The sequence below is a fragment of the Pseudomonas sp. 203-8 genome (assembly GCF_020708595.1).
GTDB classification, from domain to species: domain Bacteria; phylum Pseudomonadota; class Gammaproteobacteria; order Pseudomonadales; family Pseudomonadaceae; genus Pseudomonas; species Pseudomonas aeruginosa.
The window spans coordinates 130,791-150,799 of record NZ_JAJFDF010000002.1 but is presented as its reverse complement, the minus strand read 5'-3'; the positions used below and the strand labels follow the sequence as shown (position 1 = coordinate 150,799).

Sequence of the window (20,009 nt, the reverse complement as noted above, 5' to 3'; positions counted from 1 at the left end):
CGAACATGATCGAACTGGACAAGCTCAGCAAGACCTTCACCCAGAAGAACGGCAAGGAGTTCCGCGCCGTCGATTCCGTCAGCCTGACCGTGGAGAAAGGCGAGATCTGCGTCTTCCTCGGCCCCTCCGGCTGCGGCAAGACCACCACCCTGAAGATGATCAACCGGATCATCCCGCCGACCTCCGGCCGCGTGCTGATCGACGGCCAGGACACCGCGGACCTCGACGAAGTCACCCTGCGCCGCCACATCGGCTACGTAATCCAGCAGATCGGCCTGTTCCCGAACATGACCATCGAGGAAAACATCATGGTCGTGCCGCGCCTGCTCGGCTGGGACAAGGCGCGCTGCAAGGAGAAGGCCCGCGAGCTGATGAGCATGGTCAAGCTGGAGCCCAAGCAGTACCTGCAACGCTACCCGCGCGAACTCTCCGGCGGCCAGCAGCAGCGCGTCGGGGTGATCCGCGCGCTGGCGGCGGACGCGCCGCTGCTGCTGATGGACGAGCCGTTCGGCGCGGTCGATCCGATCAACCGCGAGTCGATCCAGAACGAGTTCTTCGAAATGCAGCGCAAGCTCGGCATGACCGTGATCATGGTCAGCCACGACATCGACGAAGCCATCAAGCTGGGTGACAAGGTGGCGGTGTTCAAGAGCGGCCGGCTGCTCCAGTACGACCACCCGGACACCCTGCTGGCGCACCCGGCGGACGAGTTCGTCAGCGCCTTCACCGGCCAGGACAGCACGCTCAAGCGCCTGCTCCTGGTGCGCGCCGAAGACGCCGCCGACAGCAGCCTGGTCACCGCCCGGCCGCAGACCCCGGTGGCCGAGGCGCTGGAACTGATGGACGAGAACGACCGGCGCTACCTGATCGTGGTGGATGACCAGGGCAAGGGCCTGGGCTACGTGCGACGCAAGGACCTGCGCCGCCAGGAGGGCACCTGCGCGCCGTTCGTCACCCCGTTCCGGGTCACCGCCAGCCACGACGAGCACCTGCGCATCCTGTTGTCGCGGATGTACGAGTTCAACAGCTCCTGGCTGCCGGTGCTCGACCCCGACCAGCAGTTCCTCGGCGAGGTCACCCAGGAATCCATCGCCGACTACCTCAGCTCCGGCCGCTCGCGCGGCGGCAAGGGCCTGATCGTGTCGCCGGCCGAACAGGTCGGAGCCTAGGCCGCCGGGTGGATATTCACCGCCGGCAGCCGCCAACCGCAGCGTATTCCTGGCGAGTGGCGCCCTCTTCCGCCCCGCCGAAACGAAAAAGCCCGGCATCCGCCGGGCTTCTCCCTGCCCCTTCCACTCAACCGGCCCGCCCCGGCGCCTGCGCCGCCGAGGCCTGGTCGTCGCGCCCTTGCGGCTTGACGATCACCGTGCAGGTGATCCCCGCCGAGAGCAGCACGCCGTCCGGCACTTCGTCGATGTGTACCCGCACCGGCACGCGCTGGGCCAGGCGCACCCAGTTGAAAGTGGGGTTGACGTCGGCGGTCAGCTCGCGGCTTTCCGGGTTGTCGCGGTCGTAGATGCCGCGGGCGATGCTTTCCACGTGGCCCTTGAGGTGTTCGCCGCTCATCAGCTGCATGTCCACCGGGTCGCCTTCGCGGATGTACGGCAGCTTGGTTTCCTCGAAGTAGCCGTAGACCCAGTAGGAGTTCTTGTCGATCACCGCCATCTTCGCCTCGCCGACCCGCGCGTAGTCGCCACGGTGCACGTTGAGGTTGGTGACGTAGCCGTCGACCTGCGCCACCACCCGGGTGCGCTCCAGGTTCAGGCGCGCGGCGTCGAGCTGGGCCTTGGCCTGCTCGTAGTCGGCCATCGCCGCGGCGGCGGTGTTGTGGGCGTCGTCGCGGCTTTCGCGGGAGACCACCATCTCATCCATTTCCGCGCGCCGCCGGGCGTTCAACTGGCGCATCTCCAGGGTCGCCTTGCGCGAGGCAACCAGCGACTCGGCCTGCTTCACCGCAATACGGTAGTGGTCGGGGTCGATCTGCATCAGCAGGTCGCCTTTCTTCACCAACTGGTTGTCGCGCACCGGGACGTCGACGACGATCCCGGAAACGTCGGCGGCGACATTGATCACGTCGGCGCGCACGCGACCGTCACGGGTCCAGGGGGTGTCCATGTAGTTGACCCACAGGGTCCGCCCGATGAATACGGCGACCAGCAGGATCAGCAGGGTCGCCAGCAGGCTGATTACGGATTTCAAGGTCATGGTCGGCTCACGATAACGAAGAGGTGCGCTACCGCCTCAGCGGTAGATGGTCAGGGACAGGCCGCCGTACAGGCAGGCGAACAGGCTGACCCGGAACAGCGCCGGGTGCCAGGTGAAGCGATACAGGCCAACCGAGGCGAAGATCCGGTCGAGCCCCCAGGTGAGCGCCGCGGCGATCACGAACAACAGCGTCAGGGTCGGCATGTAGACCCCATGGATGGCGATTTCACGAGGCATGGACGGTACCTTGGCCGCTCGTCCGGCCGGCCAGTTCGGTCAGTGGCGAGGTCGGCGCGAGCAGGGAAGAACGGATGAAGTGCAGGTAGCTGCGCACCCGCCGTAGCGGCGAGCTGTCGAAGTGCGGCGCGCAGGGTTCGTCGGTGTTCCTGGCCGCGTGGATGGCCTGGTCGACAGCCGCCAGGGCGCGCTCCAGGTTCTCCGCACCGGGGCGCACGAACAGCCGGATCAGGGCCCGCCCCATGGCGCGGATCGCCTGGCGCCAGGGCATGGCCTCGGCGTAGCAGGGTTCGTCCGGCAGGCGCTCCTGCTCGCGACGCAGCTCGATGATCGCGTGGCCGACCTCGAGCACCAGGAACATCCAGCGCAGCAGCCCGCGCTGCACGTCCGGGCGCCCGGCGGCGACGCCATAGGCCTGGTTCAGCAGGTCGCGGGTACCGCTTTCGAAGGCCGAGCCAAGCCCCCTGCTCCTGCCGCTGATGGCGAACACCACGCGCATCCGCAGGTCGCGCTCGAGGCGCTTCCACAGCCAGGCGCTGTTGGGCGGCAGAATGACCGCGGCGGCCGCGGCCGAGAGCAGCATCGAGAGGATCAGGGCGATGTACTCGTTGATCACGTGGGCCGGGTCGTAGACGGACAGGTTCGCCGGCACCGAACCGAAGCAGAAGAACACCAGCAGGCCGAGACCGTAGCCGGCCCACTGCGGCCGCGAGGAGATGAACGCGCCGAGGGCGAACACCGGCGCCAGTACCAGGCATAGCAGCGGGAAACCGTCGATATGCGGGTAGACGAAGAACATCTCGCTGAAGCCGAGCAGCGCCGCCGCCATGGTGCCGATGGCCATCTGCATGGCGACCTTCTTCGGGTTCGGCGCCGCCGAGGCCAGCGCCGAGACCGCCACCGCGTTGAGGGCGAAGGTGCCGCCGCTGGGCCAGGTGCTGTAGATCCAGAAACAGCCGAACAGCAGGATCATCAACCCGGTGCGCATCCCCGCCACTGCCGCCGCCACCGCGTTGGCCTTGGCGGTGAAGGCGTCCTTCCACTGCTCGCGCTCGTGGCGGTGGGCGGCCAGCGAGGCATGGGTCAGGGCGTAGTCGTGCATTTCCTCGGCGAAACGGTAGAGCAGCTCGGCGGCGGTATTGAAGTCCAGCCGCGCCTCTTCGCCCGGCTCCCGCGCCAGCAGCTCGCCGCGCGCCTGGCGGATACGCGCCATCAGGCGTTCGCGGCAGTCGGCGAGGCGCTGGGCGAAGCGCTCGGCGTCATGGTCGGTGACGGCGCGGCCACGGATCTCCTCGAGCAGCCCGGTGATTTCCTCCAGGCACGGCTCGAACGCATCCAGCACCTGGGTGGAGCCCTGCGCGCGCAAGCGTTCGAGCAACTGGTGGAGGGCGTGGAAACGGGTATTCATGGCCATGAACTCGCTGCTCAGGCGAATCAGCCGGCCATTGCGCAGGCGCATGTGCGGATCCTCGAAGGCGCTCGCCGCGCGCATCGTCTCCAGGCCCACCGCCTGGGCGGCGAAGGCCACGTTGCTGCTTTCGAAGCGCTCGCGCCCGCCGACCCCGCGCAGGCTGTCGAGGACGAACGCGGCGAACAGGCCGAAGCGCACGTACAGCGCATTGCGCATCGCCGCGCTGGTGGTCTGCGGCATGATCACCGCGCTGACCACCCCCGAGCAGAGGATCGCCAGGCTGATTTCCAGGACCCGCCAGATCGCCTGCATGAAGGCGCCTTCCGGATGGCTGGTGGCGGGGATGCCGATCAGCGTCGCGGTGTAGCCGGCGAGCACGCAGGCGTAGGAGCGGAAGTCACGGTAGCGGGCGGCCCCGGCGGTGCAGAGGCCGATCCAGATCGCCGAGCTGAGCAGGAACAGCACTCGCTCCTGGGCGAACAGGGCGATCAGGGTGACCATCACGCTGAGGCCGACCAGGGTGCCGAGGATGCGGTAGAAGCTCTTGGCGAACACCTGGCCGCTCTGCGGCTGCATGACGATGAACACGGTGATGGTCGCCGTGCTCGGCTGCGGCAATTCCAGGCGCATCGCCAGCCAGAGGGTCAGGAAGGCCGCGCAGAGCACCTTGAACACGTAGATCCAGGTCGCCCCGTCGCTGCGCGCCCACTCGGCCAGCGCGCGCCGCCACTCGTCGCGGCTGGGCAGGGCGAAACCAGCGGAGCGGCCGCTCATCGCGAAGACACCGCTCTGACCGGGACGTTCTCCGGCGCCAGCTTCCGCTGCACCGGCGTATCGGCGCCGGCCCCGACGCCGCCGCCGAGGGCGGTGAGCAGGCTGGCATGGGCGGCCAGCCGGGCGGCCTGCACCTGCTCCTGGACCAGTTGCTGCTGGAACAGCCGGGTCTGCGCGTTGAGCACGTTGAGGTAATCGGTGAGGCCGCGCTGGTAGGCCAGGGTGGCGATATCGTAGGTCTTCTGCGCGGAAGCCACCGATTGCGCGGCGAAGTCCTTCTGGATGTCCACCGAATGCAGGCGGATCAACTGGTCGGAAATGTTCTTCAGCGCATCCACCAGGGTTTGGTTGTATTGCTCCACCGCCGCGTCGTAGCCGGCCGCCGCCTCGCCCAACTGCGAACGCAGGCGGCCGCCGTCGAAGATCGGCAGGGTCACCGCCGGGCCGGCGCTGTAGGTGTACTTGGCGCTGCGGAAGAACTCCAGCATGCCGCCGCCGACGGCACTGAAGCCGACCGAGGCCATCAGGTCGACGTTGGGGTAGAAGTCGGCGCGCGCCACGTCCACGCCCTTGGCCAGGGCGGCGACCTGCCAGCGGCGGGCGACCACATCCGGGCGGCGACCGAGCAGTTCGGCCGGCAAGGCGCTGGGCAGGCTCGGCTGCGCCGCCAGGTTCAGGCTTGGCCGGCGGATCGTGCGGCCTTCGCCCGGGCCCTTGCCGGCCAGGGCGGCGAGCAGGTTGCGGGTGAGCTGGATTTCTTCGTCGATCACCTCGATGCGGCGCTCGGTCTCGGGCAGCGGCACTTCCGCCTGGCTGACCTCGAAATGCGTGCCGATGCCGCCGCGCAGGCGACGCTGGGCCAGGGCGAGGATGTCGCGCTGCTGTTGCAGCATGGCCTTGGCGATGTCCATCTCGGCGTACTGCAACGAGAGCTGGACGTAGGCGCGGACGATGTTGCCCTCCAGCTCGAGCTGCGCCTGGCGCGCCTCGGCGGCGGCCATGTGGGCCAGGTCGACGGCGCGCTCGCTGTCGCTGCGGTCGCGCCCCCAGAGATCGAGCTTGTAGTTCAGGCCGATCTCGGTGGAGTTGTTCCAGGAAGTGGTCCGCGCCAGGTCGCCGGGGCCGTAGAAATAGTCGTCCGGCCAGCGGTGGCGGACCAGCGAGCCCTTGCCCTCGATCTGCGGCGACTCGATGGACTCCACCAGCCCGGCCATGGACTTCGCCTGGCGTACCCGCGCATGGGCTACCGCCAGGCCTGGATTGCCGTCCAGCGCCTTCTCGATCCAGGCGTCCAGCTGCGGATCGGCATACACCTTCCACCACTGCGCCTGCGGCCAGCCGGCCTCGCGGGCGGCAGCCTGGATCGCATGGTCGGTGGCCAGGGCGTTGGCGTCGAGCGTGGCGGCCTCGGGGGCGATATCGCCTGTACTGACACAACCGGATATTGCGGAGAAAACGACGAGAAAACCGACGAAGGAGCCGACCAAGGTCAGTTCCTTCCTGAGAGCACGCGGCACGTTGTCTGATCCTGGAGGGGCGAAGCACGGAATTTGAACGGTACGGGCGCCGTTCAACCCGCTCGAGCGTTCGTGCGCTCGGGGGCCGATGAATTTTAAGAGGCTGGCGGCTGCTGATAAGCTGGCTCAAGTGCGATTGTTTATTGCGTAATGTGAAATAATCCGCCCTCGCAACAATCTGACACACTTCTGCGCGTGCCTAGGAGGCCCCGTCGATGGACACCCTGCAAAACATGCGAGCCTTCGTCTGCGTGGCGGAAACCGGAAGCTTCACCGCGGCGTCCCAGCAGCTCAACACCACCACCGCCTATGTTTCGCGGGCGGTGGCCAACCTCGAGACGCACCTGCGCACCCGCCTGCTCAACCGTACCACTCGTCGCATCGCCCTCACCGAGGCCGGTCAGCGCTACCTGCTGCGCTGCGAGCAGATCCTCGCCTACGTCGAGGAAGCCGAGGCCGAAGCCAGCGATGCCCATGCCCGTCCCGCCGGCAAGCTGAAGCTGCATTCGATGACCGGCATCGGCCAGCACTACGTGATCCGTGCCATCGCCGGCTACCGCCAGCAGTACCGCGACGTGACCTTCGATCTGACCATGGCCAACCGCGTGCCGGACCTGCTCGACGAGGGCTTCGACGTGGCCATCGTGGTGGCCTCCGAGCTGCCCGATTCCGGCTTCATTTCCCAGCGCATCGGCGAGACCTACAGCATTCTTTGCGCCTCGCCGGAGTACCTGCGCCTGAACGGCACGCCGAGCGAGCCTTCGGAGCTGGCCAGCCACGACTGCCTGCGCCTGGTCAGCCCGGTGGTGCCGCTGGATCGCTGGCTGTTCGACGGTCCCAACGGCCAGGAAATGGTCTCCATCGGCGCCTCGCCGTTCCAGGTCAATGTCGGCGACGCCATGACCGAGGCGATCCGCTCCGGGCTGGGCATCGGTATCCTGCCGGTGTATTCGGCCATCGAGGACCTGGGCAAGGGCACCCTGGTGCGGGTCCTGCCGCAACACCGCCTGCAACAGCTCAACGTCTATGCGCTGTACCCTTCGCGGCAGTATCTCGACGCGAAGATCAAGACCTGGGTGGAATACCTCAAGGAAAGCCTGCCCGGCCTGCTCCAGCGCGACGAAGCGGCGCTGGTGGAGCTGGGCCTGGAACTCGGAAGACCCTCCTGAGCCGATAATCGCCCGCCCAGTGGCGGGCCCCTGCCCGCCGCTTCGATGGCGGTGGTATGGTCGGCGCTTTCGCTCCCGCTTGCAGAGTCCCGTCATGAAAAAGAACGTCTTCGTCTTCAGTCGCCTCGCCCCCGAGCATCTCGAACGCCTGCAATGCCAGTTCAACGTCCGCGTGCTCGAACCGAAACAGGGCGACATCGACGCCCAGTACGCCGCCGCCCTGCCCGATACCCACGGCATGATCGGCGTCGGCCGGCCGCTCGGCGCCAGGCAACTGGAACAGGCGATGCAGCTGGAAGTCATCTCCAGCGTCTCGGTCGGCTACGACAACTATGACCTGGACTACCTGAACCGCCGCGGCATCGCTCTCACCAACACGCCCGACGTCCTCACCGAGACCACCGCCGACCTCGGCTTCGCCCTGCTGATCAGCGCCGCGCGACGGGTCGCCGAGCTGGACGCCTGGGTCAAGGCCGGGAACTGGAAGCGCACCGTCGACGCCCCGCAGTTCGGCACCGACGTGCATGGCAAGAAACTCGGCATCCTCGGCCTCGGCCGGATCGGCGCGGCCATCGCCCGGCGCGGCCGTTTCGGCTTCGGCATGCAGGTGCTCTACCACGGCAACAACCGCAAGCCGGAACTGGAACAGGAACTCGGCGCGCGCTTCCTCGGCTTCGACGAACTGCTCGGCGAGGCCGACTTCGTCTGCGTGGTGGTGCCGCTGGGAGCGCAGACCCGGCAGTTGATCGGTGCGCGCGAACTGGGCCTGATGAAACCCTCGGCGATCCTGGTCAACGTCGCCCGCGGCCAGGTGGTCGACGAGGCCGCGCTGGTCGCCGCCCTGCGGGAGAAGCGCATCCTCGGCGCCGGCCTGGATGTCTACGAGAAGGAACCGCTGGCCGAATCGCCGCTGTTCGCCCTGGACAACGTGGTGACCCTGCCGCACATCGGCTCGGCCACCCACGAGACCCGCCGGGCCATGGCCGAGCGGGCGCTGCAGAACTTCGAGGCGGCCCTGCGCGGCGAGCGGCCTTTGGACCTGGTCAATCCACAGGTGTGGCGACGCGGCTGAGCGCGCCTCCCTCTCCGCTAGGTCGAGCGCGCCGGCCCGGCCAGCGCCGGCGCCTTCGGCTTGCGGAACACCAAGACGTTGCCGAGCATCACCAGGACCAGCCCGGCCAGCGCCGGTGCGGTCCAGCGGTAGCCCTCGGCGAAGGCCGAGATGTTCAGCGCCACCACCGGGAACAGCACGGTGCAGTAGGCGGCGCGATCCGGGCCCATGCGCCCGACCAGGGTCAGGTAGGCGGTGAAGCCGATCACCGAGCCGGGGATCGCCAGGTACAGCAGCGAGCCGACGTAGCGCGCGCTCCAGTCGAAATTCAGCGGCACGCCCTGGAACAGGCACAGCGCCAGGAGGATCAGGGTGCCGTAGAGCATGCTCCAGGCATTGCCGGTGAGCGGGCGGATGCCGGCCTTCTGTTGCAGGCTGGAAAGCATGTTGCCGGTGGAGAAGCACAGCGTGCCTAGCAGGGCCAGGCCGAGGCCGTAGAAGGTTTCCGGGGTGGCCTGGTGACCCACCAATTCCGGCCAGAACAGCAGCCCCAGTCCGAGCAGGCCGAGACCGCCACCGGCCATCACGTTCGACGCGATGCGCTGGCCGAACCACAGGCGGGCGTTCAGCGCATTCCACAGGGTGGCGGTGGAGAACACCACGGCCACCAGGCCGCTGGGAATCCACTGGCTGGCGGTATAGAAGCAGATGAAATTCAGGCAGAACAGGCATACGCCCTGGGCCATGCACAGGCGTTGGCCCCGTGCGTCCAGCCTTTGCAGGCGGCGGCCGAGCAGCAGCACGGCGAACAGCACCAGCGCCGCCAGGGCGAAGCGGTAGGCGATCGACAGGGTGATCGCCACCGGGCCCATCTGCAGCTTGATGGCGATCCAGGTGGTGCCCCAGATGAGCACGGTGAGCAGGTACAGCGAAAGATTCATGGCGACTCCGCAACGACAGGATGCCGTCAGTCTGCGGGCGAGGCCGGGCGCGACCATTGTCCATTCTTGCGCTTTTCATCCGCCGCCTCTCGCGGCAGCGTCCGGGCGCGGGTAGCATGGCCGGCATGCACCAACCCAGTGATTTCCAGGTATTCCGCACCCTCGACCGGACCTCCAATGCGCGCCTGCTGCGCAGCAGCACGCTCAGCGACGGCCTGGCGCTCGCCCATTGGTACCGCGACGAAGCGGAGATCCTCGGCTACAGCGACCCCGGCCATCACACCCTGTCGCTCTACCTGCAGGGCGGCTGGCAGACCTTCCGCCGCGATCGTCCCGGGCTCTATGGCGGCCCCGACCGCTTTTGCGTGATGCCGGCCGAACACCACTCCGACTGGGCGGTGACACGCGGCCTGGGCTTCATGCACCTGTACATCAGCCCGGAACGCCTGGCCGGCGCGGCGGTACGCACCCTCGATTGCGAACCACGCAGCCTGCAACTGGAGGAGCGCACCTACATCCAGGACGAGCCGCTGGCCGCCCTGTGCCGGACCCTGGAACGACAGGACTGGAACGAACCCGGCGAGCGCCTGCTATGCACCAGCCTCGCCCACCAGGCGGTGGACCACCTGCTGCTCACCGGGTGCGGCAGGCGTACCGACGTACGCTGGCAGGGCGGGCTGGCCGCGCACGTGCGGCGGCGCCTGGCCGACTACATCGAAAGCCACCTGGAGCACCCGCTGGAACTGGGGTCGCTGGCGGAGCTGGCGGCGCTCTCCGAGTACCACTTCGCGCGCATGTTCCGCGTATCCTTCGGCCTGCCGCCGCACCGCTACGTGCTGGAACGACGCCTGGCGCGGGCCCGCGACCTGCTGGCGTACTCCGCGCAGCCGCTCCAGGAGGTCTCGCTGGCCTGCGGCTTCGCCAGTCCGAGCCATTTCAACCGGCGCTTCCGCGAAGCCCATGGCGCCACCCCGGGGCAGTACCGCGCCGCCCTGAAAGCCTCCTGAAAGCCAGGCGCCGACAGCCTGCGGTTGTAGGCAGGCATTCCCGCAGCATAAAATGATAACTATTATCATTCGTTAATCCTTCTGCTCCGGGAATGTCCAGGTGTCGAGCGCCGACCTCGCCCATGCGGCCGCGTTGCATACCCTCTACAGCGACCACCACCACTGGCTCACGGGCTGGCTGCGGCGCCGCCTCGGCTGCCCGCAGAACGCCGCCGACCTGGCCCAGGACACCTTCGTCAAGGTCCTGGTTTCGCGCCAAGCCGCGCGCATCGACGAACCGCGCGCCTTCCTCACCACCATCGCCCGCCGCGTGCTGTGCAACCACTACCGCCGCCAGGACGTCGAGCGCGCCTACCTGGAAGCCCTGGCCAGCCTGCCCGAGCGGGAAGTCCCCAGCGAAGAGACCCGCGCCATCGTCCTGGAGACCCTGGTCGAGCTGGACCGTCTGCTCGACGGTCTGCCGCCGCTGGCCAAGGAGACCTTCCTGCTGGCCCAACTCGACGGCCTGGGCTACGCCGAGATCGCCACGCAGCTGGGCATCTCCCTGAGCAGCGTCAAGCGCTACATGCTCAAGGCTGCGCAACGCTGCTACTTCGCCGAGCTGCCATGAGCCTGCCCGCCGCGCCCAAGGTGCCGCCGCAGGTGGCCGAACAGGCCGTGCGCTGGCTGGTCGAGCTGCAGGGCGGCGCCGACGACGAACGCCTGCGCCAGGCCTGGCAGTGCTGGCGCCAGGCGGCCCCGGAACACGAGCAGGCCTGGCGCCACATCGAGGCGGTCAACCAGCGCCTGGCCGGGATAGGCACGCCACTGGCCCTGGCCGCCATCAACGCACCGCATTCGCCGCAACGCCGGCGCGCGCTGAAGACCCTGCTGCTGGTCCTGGCCGCCGGCGGCAGCGCCTGGGGCCTGCGCGAGAGCGGCAGCCTGCAGCGCTGGAGCGCCGACTATGCCACCGGCGTCGGCGAACGCCGGCGCCTGGCCCTGGCCGACGGCAGTCGCCTCGAGCTGAACAGCGACACGGCGGTGGATGTCCGCTTCGATGCCGGCGAACGGCGCCTGCTCCTGCTGCGCGGGGAAATCCAGCTCAGCACCGGCCACGACCCGCGCCCGCTGCACGTGTACAGCGCGGAAGGCCGGCTGCGACCGGTGGGCACCCGGTTCGACGTGCGCCAGTTCGCCGGACGCACCCGCGTCGCCGTCCACGAAGGCGCGGTACAGGTGGAGAACCGCGCCGGCCAGGGCCTGCTGTTGCCCAGCGGCCGGCAACTGGACTTCGACCGCGAGCGACTCGGCGCTCCGCAGCCGCTGCCGGTCGGCAGCGGCGCCTGGACCGACGGCATGCTGGTGGCCGCCGGCATGCGCCTGGACGAATTCCTCGCCGAAGTCGCGCGCTACCGCCCCGGCCGGCTGGGCTGCGACCCGCGCATCGGCGGCCTGCGGATTTCCGGCAGCTATCCGCTGGACGATAGCGAGCGGATCCTCGCCACCCTGCCGGCGGTGCTACCTGTGGAGGTACGGCGCGTCACCCGCTACTGGGTCGGCGTGCACCCGCGCGAATGAGCGGAAAGATATTTCCGCGCACCTGAGCCTTTTTCCCCACCTCGCGTGACAGAGGAGGAAAGCCAACCTCGAAAGATCCACTGGAGTGTCCCTCATGTCCCCGTCACGCGCCCTGTCGCCGCTCAGCCGCGCCCTGCTCCTCGCCTGCCTCGGCGGTCCCGTCCTGGTTTCCGCCGGCAGCGCCTGCGCCGCCGAGATCCGCACCGATGCCCGCCAGTACTACCGCCTGCCTGCCGAGCCACTGGAGCAGGCGTTGAACCACCTAGGCCGCCAGGCCGGCGTGCTGATCGCCTTCAGCCCGGAACAGACCGCCGCGCGACGCAGCCAGGCGCTGGACGGCGAGTACACCCTGGAGGAAGCCCTGGCCGCCCTGCTCGCCGGCTCCGGCCTGGAGGCGCGCGCCCGCGGCGACGGCGCCTACACCCTGGAAGCGCTGCCGGTGGAAGACCCGGCCAACCTGCAGGCGCTCACCGTGGTCGGCGACTGGCTGGCCGACGCCAGCGCCGCCGACGTCTTCGAGCATCCCGGTGCGCGCGACGTGGTCCGCCGCGAGCAGTTCCAGGCCCAAGGCGCGGCCAGCACCCGCGAAGTGCTGGAGCGCATTCCCGGGGTCAGCGCGCCGCTCAACAACGGCACCGGCAGCCACGACCTGGCATTGAACTTCGGCATTCGCGGCCTCAACCCGCGCCTGGCGTCGCGCTCGACGGTGCTGATGGACGGCATCCCGGTGCCCTTCGCCCCCTACGGCCAGCCACAGTTGTCGCTGGCGCCGGTGTCCATCGGCAACATGGACGCGGTGGACGTGGTCCGCGGCGGCGGCGCGGTGCGCTACGGGCCGCAGAACGTCGGCGGCATCGTCAACTTCGTGACCCGGGCGATCCCCGAGGACTTCGCCACCAAGCTCGACGTGCACAGCGAACTCAGCCCCAGCTCCAGCCAGGACGGCCTGAAGACCACCCACAACGTGCTGATCGGCGGCACCGGCGCCAACGGCCTCGGCGGCGCCCTGCTCTACTCCGGCACCCGCGGCGGCGATTGGCGCGAGCACAGCGATACGCGGATCGACGACCTGATCCTCAAGGGCCGCTTCCAGCCCAGCGACGAACACGCGTTTTCGGCGATGACCCAGTACTACGACGGCGAGGCCGACATGCCCGGCGGCCTCGGCACCGCGGCCTACCGCGACGACCCGTACCAGTCGACCCGTCCCTACGACAAGTTCTGGGGCCGCCGTACCCTGGCCAGCGCCAGCTACGAATACACCCCCAACGCCAGCCAGAAGCTCAACGTCACCGGCTTCTTCACCAAGACCCTGCGCAGCGGCTACCTCGACCAGGGCCGCAACCTCACCCTGTCGCCGCGCGAATACTGGGTGCGAGGCCTGGAAACCCGCTTCAGCCAGGGCTTCGAGCTGGGCGAAAGTCGCCACGAAGTGGGCATCGGCCACCGCTACGTCAACGAAGCCAGCCACGAGCTGCGCTACTGGACCCGCGCCGACAGCGGCCAGCTACCCAGCACCGGCAGCCGCAACGACCGCGACACCCGCGGCAGCACCGAAGCCAACGCGTTCTACATCGACGATCGCATCGACATCGGCAACTGGACCATCACCCCCGGCATCCGCTACGAGAAGATCGATTCCGAACAGAAGAACCTGCTGAAGAACAGCAAGGACAGCGGCCGCTACAACGCCTCGCTGCCGGCGCTCAACGTGATCTACCACCTCACGCCGAGCTGGAACCTCTACGCCAACACCGAGGGCTCGTTCGGCACCGTGCAGTACAGCCAGATGGGCAAGGCGGTGCGCAGCGGCGACATCGAGCCGGAGAAGGCCCGCACCTGGGAACTCGGCAGCCGCTACGACGACGGCATCCTGCGCGCCGAACTGGGCGCCTTCCTGATCAACTTCGACAACCAGTACGAGAGCAACCAGCAGACCGACAGCGTGACCGCCCGCGGCAAGACCCGGCACAAGGGCATCGAGGCGGCGATCGCCTACGACCTGGCCGACCTCGACCCGCTGCTCTCCGGCTTCGACGTCTATGCCAGCTACGCCTACGTCGACGCGAGCATTCGCGAAGACGGGCCGAACAAGGGCAACCAGGTGCCGTTCTCCTCGAAGCACAAGGGCACCCTTGGCGCCAACTACCGCACCGGCGCCTGGAGCTACAACCTCGACGGCAGCTTCCAGACCAGCCAGTACGCCGACAACGCCAACACCGAGAGCGAAAGCGCCGACGGCAGCACCGGGCGGATCGCCGGCTGGATGGTCTGGAGCGCGCGCGGCACCTACGACTTCGGCCCGCAACTGAACGACCTCAAGCTCGGCCTGGGGGTGAAGAACCTGTTCGATCGCCGCTACTACACCCGCTCGTTCGACGACAACAACAAGGGCCTCTACGTCGGCCAGCCGCGCACCCTGTACGTACAGGCCTCGGTCGGTTTCTGAAGAAAGACCGCGGGAGCGCATGGCGCAACGGCGGACGATCGCCAGCGATCATCCGCCCTCCCCGCCGCCGGGCCTGGTTACCCTCAGGCCCGGCGTCACTTCCAGTTCGGATCGCTCTCCAACTGTTTCATCAGCAGCTCGCGGACCTGCCTGGAGGGTTCGCCGTACCAGCGATAGGTGGCGTACTTGCTCGGCGTCTGCATGACTTCGGCGGGCTCGTCCGGCAGGCTCACCTGCAGCCCGTAGGCGGCACTCTTGTCGCCGCGGAACGCCACCAGCAGGCGGTTGTTGCCGCAATCGTGGGGTTTGCAACTGTTGGCCAGGACGTAGGGCTGGCCCTCCAGGCTCAGGCTGGTGGACGGGGAACTCGGGCCGCTGGCGTCGGAAACCCATTTCGGCACGTCGCTCTCGCCCTTGAACATGGCGTGCCAGGTGGCCTTGTAGCCGGGCTGGCCGAGCAGTTCGAACAGCCGCGGCTGCTCCTCGGCCTGGGCCGGCGCCCAGTGCAGCGCCGCGCCCAGCAACGCCAGGGAGAGCAGTCTGGATACTCCGTTCATGGTGATTTCCTTCGATCGGGTGAAATGAAAGCAGTCTATCCGGCGGTGGCCGCCGCTGGCTGCTTGGAACGGCACGACTGCGACAAGTTCGCTGTCCACCGGCAATTCCATCGATCGCCGGATGACAGGCATCCCGACGCGCCGCGTTTTACCGCTATAATCCCGCGTTTTTCCGGGCCGTCCCGCGCCCACGCCAACGGATTCCAGCAGGCACGCATCCATGACCACTCAGGCCGCCGAAGTCGCGAAGCGCCGTACCTTCGCGATCATTTCCCACCCCGACGCCGGTAAGACCACCATCACCGAGAAGCTCCTGCTGATGGGCAAGGCGATCGCCGTCGCCGGTACCGTGAAGTCGCGCAAGTCCGACCGCCACGCCACGTCCGACTGGATGGAGATGGAAAAGCAGCGCGGCATCTCCATCACCACCTCGGTGATGCAGTTCCCCTACCGCGAGCACATGATCAACCTGCTCGACACCCCCGGCCACGAAGACTTCTCCGAAGACACCTACCGCACCCTGACCGCGGTGGACTCGGCGCTGATGGTGCTCGACGGCGGCAAGGGCGTCGAACCGCGGACCATCGCCCTGATGGAAGTCTGCCGGCTGCGCGACACGCCCATCGTCAGCTTCATCAACAAGCTCGACCGCGACATCCGCGACCCCATCGAGCTGCTCGACGAGATCGAGGCGGTGCTGAAGATCAAGGCCGCGCCGATCACCTGGCCGATCGGCTGCTACAAGGACTTCAAGGGCGTCTACCACCTGGCCGACGACAGGATCATCGTCTACGTCCCGGGCCACGGCCACGAGCGCATCGAGACCAAGGTCATCGAAAAGCTCGACTCCGACGAAGCCCGCGCCCACCTCGGCGATCTCTACGACAATTTCGTCGAGGAGCTGGAGCTGGTGCAAGGCGCCTGCCACGAATTCGACAAGGACGCCTTCCTCAAGGGCGAGATGACCCCGGTGTTCTTCGGCACCGCGCTGGGCAACTTCGGCGTCGACCAGGTCCTCGACTGCATCGTCGACTGGGCGCCGCAGCCGCTGTCGCGCGCCACCCACGAACGCAGCGTGGAGCCGACCGAGGAGAAGTTTTCCGGCTTCGTGTTCAAGATCCAGGCGAACATGGATCCCAAGCACCGCGACCGCATCGCCTTCATGCGCATCTGCTCGGGCAAGTACGAGAAAGGCATGAAGATGCGCCACGTGCGCCTGGGCAAGGACGTGAAGATCGCCGACGCGCTGACCTTCTTCTCCTCCGAGCGCGAGCAACTGGAAGAGGCCTATGCCGGCGACATCATCGGCCTGCACAACCACGGCACCATCCAGATCGGCGACACCTTCAGCGAAGGCGAGAACTTCGGTTTCACCGGCATCCCGCACTTCGCCCCGGAACTGTTCCGCCGCGTGCGCCTGAAAGACCCGCTGAAATCCAAGCAGTTGCGCCAGGGCCTGCAGGAACTGGCCGAGGAAGGTGCGACCCAGGTGTTCTTCCCCGAGCGCAACAACGACATCATCCTCGGTGCGGTGGGCGTGCTGCAGTTCGACGTGGTCGCCAGCCGCCTGAAGGAGGAATACAAGGTCGAGTGCGCCTACGAGGCGATCAACGTCTGGTCGGCACGCTGGATCGAGTGCGACGACGAGAAGAAGCTCAAGGAGTTCAAGGACAAGGCCTTCGAGAACCTCTCCGTGGACGGCGGCGGGCACCTCACCTACCTGGCGCCGACCCGCGTCAACCTCAGCCTGATGGAAGAACGCTGGCCGGACATCCGCTTCCGCGCGACGCGCGAGCATCACTGATCGCACGGGAGGAGCCAGGGACAGCCTCCCTGGCTCCTCCCCCGGCGGTCTCGGCGCAGGGCGGATAACCCTATCGCGGCTATCCGTCGCTCCAGCGCGATATCGGCGGACAGTCCCTGCGCAGGCAAAGCGAACGCGACGCTGCGCGAAACGCCTCCTTCCCTCCTCCCAGGCTCCCCTCCCCATCGCGCCATCGCTCCGTACGCCTGCGCCTTTCGCAGGCGGGTGACGAGACTTCCAGGTAGGAAATCCCTTCAAGCGCAACCAGGCAAGGACGCGGTTGCCCAAGCCGTTTCCGAAGGTGCCTCCTGAGCAGTTCAGATAGGTTGTCCGCCCCCGAGTGGCACGGCAGAGTGCCAGGGTTTATCTCATAGGGACTTGAGCATGAGCGGCAAACCCGCTGCGCGCCTGGGCGATCCGACCGCGTGTCCGCTGCCGGGCCACGGCAGCAACCCGATCGTCGGCGGCTCGCCCGACGTCTTCTTCGACCATCTGTCCGCTGCCCGCCAGGGCGACGCCACCGCCTGCGGCGCCACCCTCAGCGCCAACGTCATCGCCAACGTACTGATCAACGGCAAGCCCGCCACCGTGGTAGGTAGCGTCGGCACCCACGGCAACCTGGTGGTCGGCGGGGCGGGCACGGTGCTGATCGGCAACAGCGGCGGCGGCGCACCCGCTCTCGCCCTCGCCCCACCGAAGCTGTGCCTGCAATGCCTGCTGCTGGCGGCACGCCGCAACCAGGCCCTGGTGCCCCTGGAAAGCCTCGGCGGCGCACCGTGAGCCGGCTCCAGCCGGCGCTCGCGGCGCCTACGCCGGACAGCCGCCTGTTCGCCCTGGCGGACGGCGCCCGCTACCTGACCCTGGACACCCGCCTGGAAAAGGCCGCGGGGGAAATCCGCTCGCGCTGGCTGCTGGCCGGGAGCGAGCTGGACGAAATCGCCCATGCCGGGCCGGTCCTGATCGAATTCATGGACAGCGCCCCGCTTTCGTCATCGGGCGAGTTCCTCGGCTGGCTGCGCGACTGGGACCGCCGCTCGCCCATGGCCTCCTGGCTGTGGAGCCGGGCGTCCTTCGAAAACCTCGCGAAACACTTCGCCGGGCTGCTCTTCACCCGCATGCCCGACGGCCGCCGGGCGCTGTTGCGCTACTACAGCCCGGAAGTGCGCCGGGCGCTGGAACAGGTCATGACCGCGCGGCAATGGACGCAAGTGATGGCGCCGCTGGAGCGTTGGCAGGTCTGGCAGCCCCTGCAGGGCGGCTACCTCGTCTATGACCGGGAAACGGAGCGGACCGCCGATGCTTGAACTGGATGCCGGCCAACTGGATCGCCTGCAGCGGGTCCGCGACGACGAAGTCATCGAGCGGGTCCTGCTGGAGGTACGCCGGGAGGCTCCCGCCTGGCTCGAACGACGCGGCCTGCTGCCCGCCATCCGGCAACTCGGCGAGCTGCGCGCGACGGCGCTGGAACTGGGTATCGAAGAGCCCGGGACGATCGAACGCTTTCTTCTGCACGGCCTGGCCTTCCCCGCTTTCCAGGACACGCCGGCGTTTCTCGCACACATGCGCCGGCCGCTGGCGGACAGCCCGGAACAACGCTTCCAGGACTACGAACGGATCGTCGAGTTTCGCCTGGCCAGCCAGAAATGGCGCGCGTACGAAACCTCGGGGAGACCGGCATGAGCGGCATAGGCGCGCTTTTCCGACCGCTGCCCCGCATGGGTCCGCGGCTGCCCTTCGAACTACCCGCGCCGCCCCGGCCGCACTTGCCGATGCCCAGGCCGGTACCGCGTCCGATGCCGGTTCCGCAGACCCTGCCCAGGACCGAGACCGGCACGCTGAGCCGCGACCGGACCCGGGAAGCCGAGCGCGATTGCAGCAAGAGCCAGGGCCGCGACAAGGACTGCGTGGAGTGCCCGCCGTCCCGGGGCGAAATGGCCATCGCCAATAACGGCAAGGGCCACAGCATGTCGGACCTGTCCGCGCGCTACCAGCAGTGGGTGACCAATTTCCCGTTTCCCCACGAATGGTTCTGGAGCGGCACCTGGTGGGACGGCTTCGACGAGCCGCGCTGCACCCTGCTGGAGGCGAAGGCCAACTACGCCTTCCTGTTCGTCCCGCTGCTCGGCGTGCCCAGGCCCTGGGCACGGGCCAAGGTGAGGTCGGACCTGCTGCAGAAGGCCGAGGTCCACAGCGACAAGGCCCGACCGACCCCGCCGGTGTTCGTCGAATGGCACTTCCTGCAGCGGATCGTCTACGAGTACTGCGCCGCGGAGTACCTGCGCATGGGACTGGCCAACCTGAAGGCATTCTGGAATCCGATGCCGGGAACGGACGAGCACGACGACTACCAGGAAACCCGCGCGAAGGAACAGGAAGAGATGAAAAGGTTTTGCGAAGAGAACCCGGGGTATTGCGCATGACGGACGCCAAGGCTTTCAGGCGCTACATATTCGAGCTGTACTTCGATCCGGCACGGCTCCTCGAACTGGACGACGACCAGCACCTGCAACGGATAGAACGCTTCCTCGATGCCCTCGCGCCCCTCCATCCGGTGCTGGAGAACTGGTACCTGTGCGGCGACTCCCTGCGCGATGCCCTCAGCCACAACGTCACCGAGCACCGCCAGGATCTCGCCAAGGCCCTGTCGCGTGACCGACGCACCCGGGCGGTGGAACTGGTGCTATGGAACGGCGAGGAGGATCCGCTCAAGGGCGGGTTGTCGCTGGACTACGAGGCCAGCGGCAGGGCCGTCTCGTCCAGGCTCCAGTTGGAAGATGCCGGCAGCCTGCTGCAGGTGTTCGACGCACCGGCGTCCTCCTTCGTCGCGATCTTCCTCGCGGCGCTGGAAATCTGGCCCGAAACGACCTGGGGCATGCTCGCTCCGCATGCGTACTTCATACACCAGCGGACCTTCCCGGACCGCCGCAGCATCGGCTGGATCGGCTTCTGCCCGCATCCGCTAAGGGCCACGGACTTCCCGGCGGCTACGGAGCTGGTCGACATTCCCGGCCGTGGCACCCTGCTGCTGAACGGCCGCGAACCGATGGACGAAACCCGTCGCGAACATTTCGAGTGCGTCGGCGAAGCGGACATCAAGCTGATGGAACTGGGCTACCTGCCGCCGCTGCGCGGCTGACGACGTACGAACCTGGTGGGGCCTCCGTTCCGTGGGGCGAATACGCCACCGGCGTTATCCCCGACCTCCCGCCGCAACGGCGGATAACCGCAGGCGGTTATTCGCCCTACCAGGCCCACGTGCCACGCAGCAAGGCCACCCTGGAGTGACCTCCGTTCCGTGGGACGAATACGCCACCGGCGTTATCCGCC

The 20,009-nt window shown here is 67.8% G+C and carries 19 protein-coding genes; 13 read left to right on the top strand and 6 right to left on the bottom strand.

The features are described from left to right. Positions 1–5 precede the first annotated feature (5 nt). Complete coding sequence (locus tag LJF27_RS04185; RefSeq protein ID WP_003113768.1) at positions 6–1,169, top strand: betaine/proline/choline family ABC transporter ATP-binding protein; 1,164 nt, start codon at positions 6–8, stop codon at positions 1,167–1,169. A gap of 127 nt (positions 1,170–1,296) precedes the next feature. Here the strand turns inward: LJF27_RS04185 and LJF27_RS04180 are convergent, their stop codons facing one another. Genes LJF27_RS04180 through LJF27_RS04165 form a run of 4 tightly spaced genes read right to left on the bottom strand, consistent with a single transcriptional unit; the run spans position 1,297 to position 6,114 of the window. Continuing rightward, positions 1,297–2,205, bottom strand: coding sequence for an HlyD family secretion protein (locus LJF27_RS04180; RefSeq protein WP_003113767.1), 909 nt, complete (start codon positions 2,203–2,205; stop codon positions 1,297–1,299). A 36-nt stretch (positions 2,206–2,241) separates the two neighbouring features. After that, positions 2,242–2,442: a DUF1656 domain-containing protein gene (locus LJF27_RS04175; RefSeq protein ID WP_003082823.1), complete on the bottom strand. Its 201-nt coding sequence runs from the start codon at positions 2,440–2,442 to the stop codon at positions 2,242–2,244. Beyond that, complete coding sequence (locus tag LJF27_RS04170; protein ID WP_023117153.1) at positions 2,432–4,627, bottom strand: FUSC family protein; 2,196 nt, start codon at positions 4,625–4,627, stop codon at positions 2,432–2,434. The genes LJF27_RS04175 and LJF27_RS04170 overlap by 11 nt, the downstream gene beginning before the upstream one ends. Continuing rightward, positions 4,624–6,114, bottom strand: a complete 1,491-nt coding sequence (locus LJF27_RS04165) for an efflux transporter outer membrane subunit (protein ID WP_003143071.1) — start codon at positions 6,112–6,114, stop codon at positions 4,624–4,626. Before LJF27_RS04165 ends, LJF27_RS04170 begins: the two co-directional genes overlap by 4 nt. Before the next feature lie 245 nt (positions 6,115–6,359). Here LJF27_RS04165 and LJF27_RS04160 point away from each other — a divergent pair, with 245 nt between their 5' ends. Further along, positions 6,360–7,313 (top strand): LysR family transcriptional regulator, encoded by a 954-nt coding sequence (locus LJF27_RS04160; RefSeq protein ID WP_003092994.1) that lies wholly within the window; start codon positions 6,360–6,362, stop codon positions 7,311–7,313. Between the two features lie 94 nt (positions 7,314–7,407). Further along, a complete protein-coding gene (locus LJF27_RS04155) occupies positions 7,408–8,385 on the top strand; it encodes a 2-hydroxyacid dehydrogenase (protein ID WP_003119251.1) in 978 nt (325 codons plus the stop codon). A 17-nt stretch (positions 8,386–8,402) separates the two neighbouring features. Here the strand turns inward: LJF27_RS04155 and LJF27_RS04150 are convergent, their stop codons facing one another. Further along, positions 8,403–9,305: a DMT family transporter gene (locus tag LJF27_RS04150; RefSeq protein WP_003092997.1), complete on the bottom strand. Its 903-nt coding sequence runs from the start codon at positions 9,303–9,305 to the stop codon at positions 8,403–8,405. A gap of 125 nt (positions 9,306–9,430) precedes the next feature. Here LJF27_RS04150 and mdrR1 point away from each other — a divergent pair, with 125 nt between their 5' ends. From mdrR1 to fecA, 4 genes are all read left to right on the top strand, one after another. Continuing rightward, a complete protein-coding gene (gene mdrR1, locus LJF27_RS04145; protein WP_031643266.1) occupies positions 9,431–10,312 on the top strand; it encodes a transcriptional regulator MdrR1 in 882 nt (293 codons plus the stop codon). 100 nt (positions 10,313–10,412) lie between these two features. After that, the gene (locus LJF27_RS04140) at positions 10,413–10,922 is read left to right on the top strand and encodes a sigma-70 family RNA polymerase sigma factor (RefSeq protein WP_003092999.1); all 510 of its coding nucleotides are present in this window, start codon (positions 10,413–10,415) and stop codon (positions 10,920–10,922) included. Beyond that, a complete protein-coding gene (locus LJF27_RS04135) occupies positions 10,919–11,872 on the top strand; it encodes a FecR domain-containing protein (protein WP_023117155.1) in 954 nt (317 codons plus the stop codon). The genes LJF27_RS04140 and LJF27_RS04135 overlap by 4 nt, the downstream gene beginning before the upstream one ends. A gap of 94 nt (positions 11,873–11,966) precedes the next feature. Then, entirely contained in the window at positions 11,967–14,321 is a 2,355-nt protein-coding gene (fecA, locus tag LJF27_RS04130; RefSeq protein ID WP_012613633.1) for a TonB-dependent Fe(3+) dicitrate receptor FecA, read from the top strand. 95 nt (positions 14,322–14,416) lie between these two features. On the opposite strand, the gene ivy is transcribed toward fecA, so the two are convergent. Beyond that, the gene (gene ivy, locus LJF27_RS04125; RefSeq protein ID WP_003093002.1) at positions 14,417–14,878 is read right to left on the bottom strand and encodes a lysozyme inhibitor Ivy; all 462 of its coding nucleotides are present in this window, start codon (positions 14,876–14,878) and stop codon (positions 14,417–14,419) included. A 220-nt stretch (positions 14,879–15,098) separates the two neighbouring features. Between ivy and LJF27_RS04120 the strand changes: the two genes are divergently transcribed. From LJF27_RS04120 to tsiT, 6 genes are all read left to right on the top strand, one after another. Further along, positions 15,099–16,682, top strand: a complete 1,584-nt coding sequence (locus tag LJF27_RS04120) for a peptide chain release factor 3 (protein ID WP_003093004.1) — start codon at positions 15,099–15,101, stop codon at positions 16,680–16,682. A gap of 384 nt (positions 16,683–17,066) precedes the next feature. Then, positions 17,067–17,462 (top strand): PAAR domain-containing protein, encoded by a 396-nt coding sequence (locus tag LJF27_RS04115; protein WP_003104235.1) that lies wholly within the window; start codon positions 17,067–17,069, stop codon positions 17,460–17,462. Beyond that, positions 17,459–17,986, top strand: a complete 528-nt coding sequence (locus tag LJF27_RS04110) for a DUF4123 domain-containing protein (protein ID WP_003104236.1) — start codon at positions 17,459–17,461, stop codon at positions 17,984–17,986. The genes LJF27_RS04115 and LJF27_RS04110 overlap by 4 nt, the downstream gene beginning before the upstream one ends. Next, positions 17,979–18,362 carry a hypothetical protein gene (locus LJF27_RS04105; RefSeq protein WP_003104238.1) on the top strand — a complete coding sequence of 128 codons (384 nt, stop codon included), beginning with the start codon at positions 17,979–17,981 and terminating at the stop codon, positions 18,360–18,362. The genes LJF27_RS04110 and LJF27_RS04105 overlap by 8 nt, the downstream gene beginning before the upstream one ends. Continuing rightward, positions 18,359–19,102, top strand: coding sequence for a type VI secretion system effector protein TseT (tseT, locus tag LJF27_RS04100; RefSeq protein ID WP_023117156.1), 744 nt, complete (start codon positions 18,359–18,361; stop codon positions 19,100–19,102). The genes LJF27_RS04105 and tseT overlap by 4 nt, the downstream gene beginning before the upstream one ends. Further along, positions 19,099–19,818: a type VI secretion system immunity protein TsiT gene (gene tsiT, locus LJF27_RS04095; protein ID WP_003453896.1), complete on the top strand. Its 720-nt coding sequence runs from the start codon at positions 19,099–19,101 to the stop codon at positions 19,816–19,818. The genes tseT and tsiT overlap by 4 nt, the downstream gene beginning before the upstream one ends. The last annotated feature ends 191 nt before the right edge of the window (positions 19,819–20,009 follow it).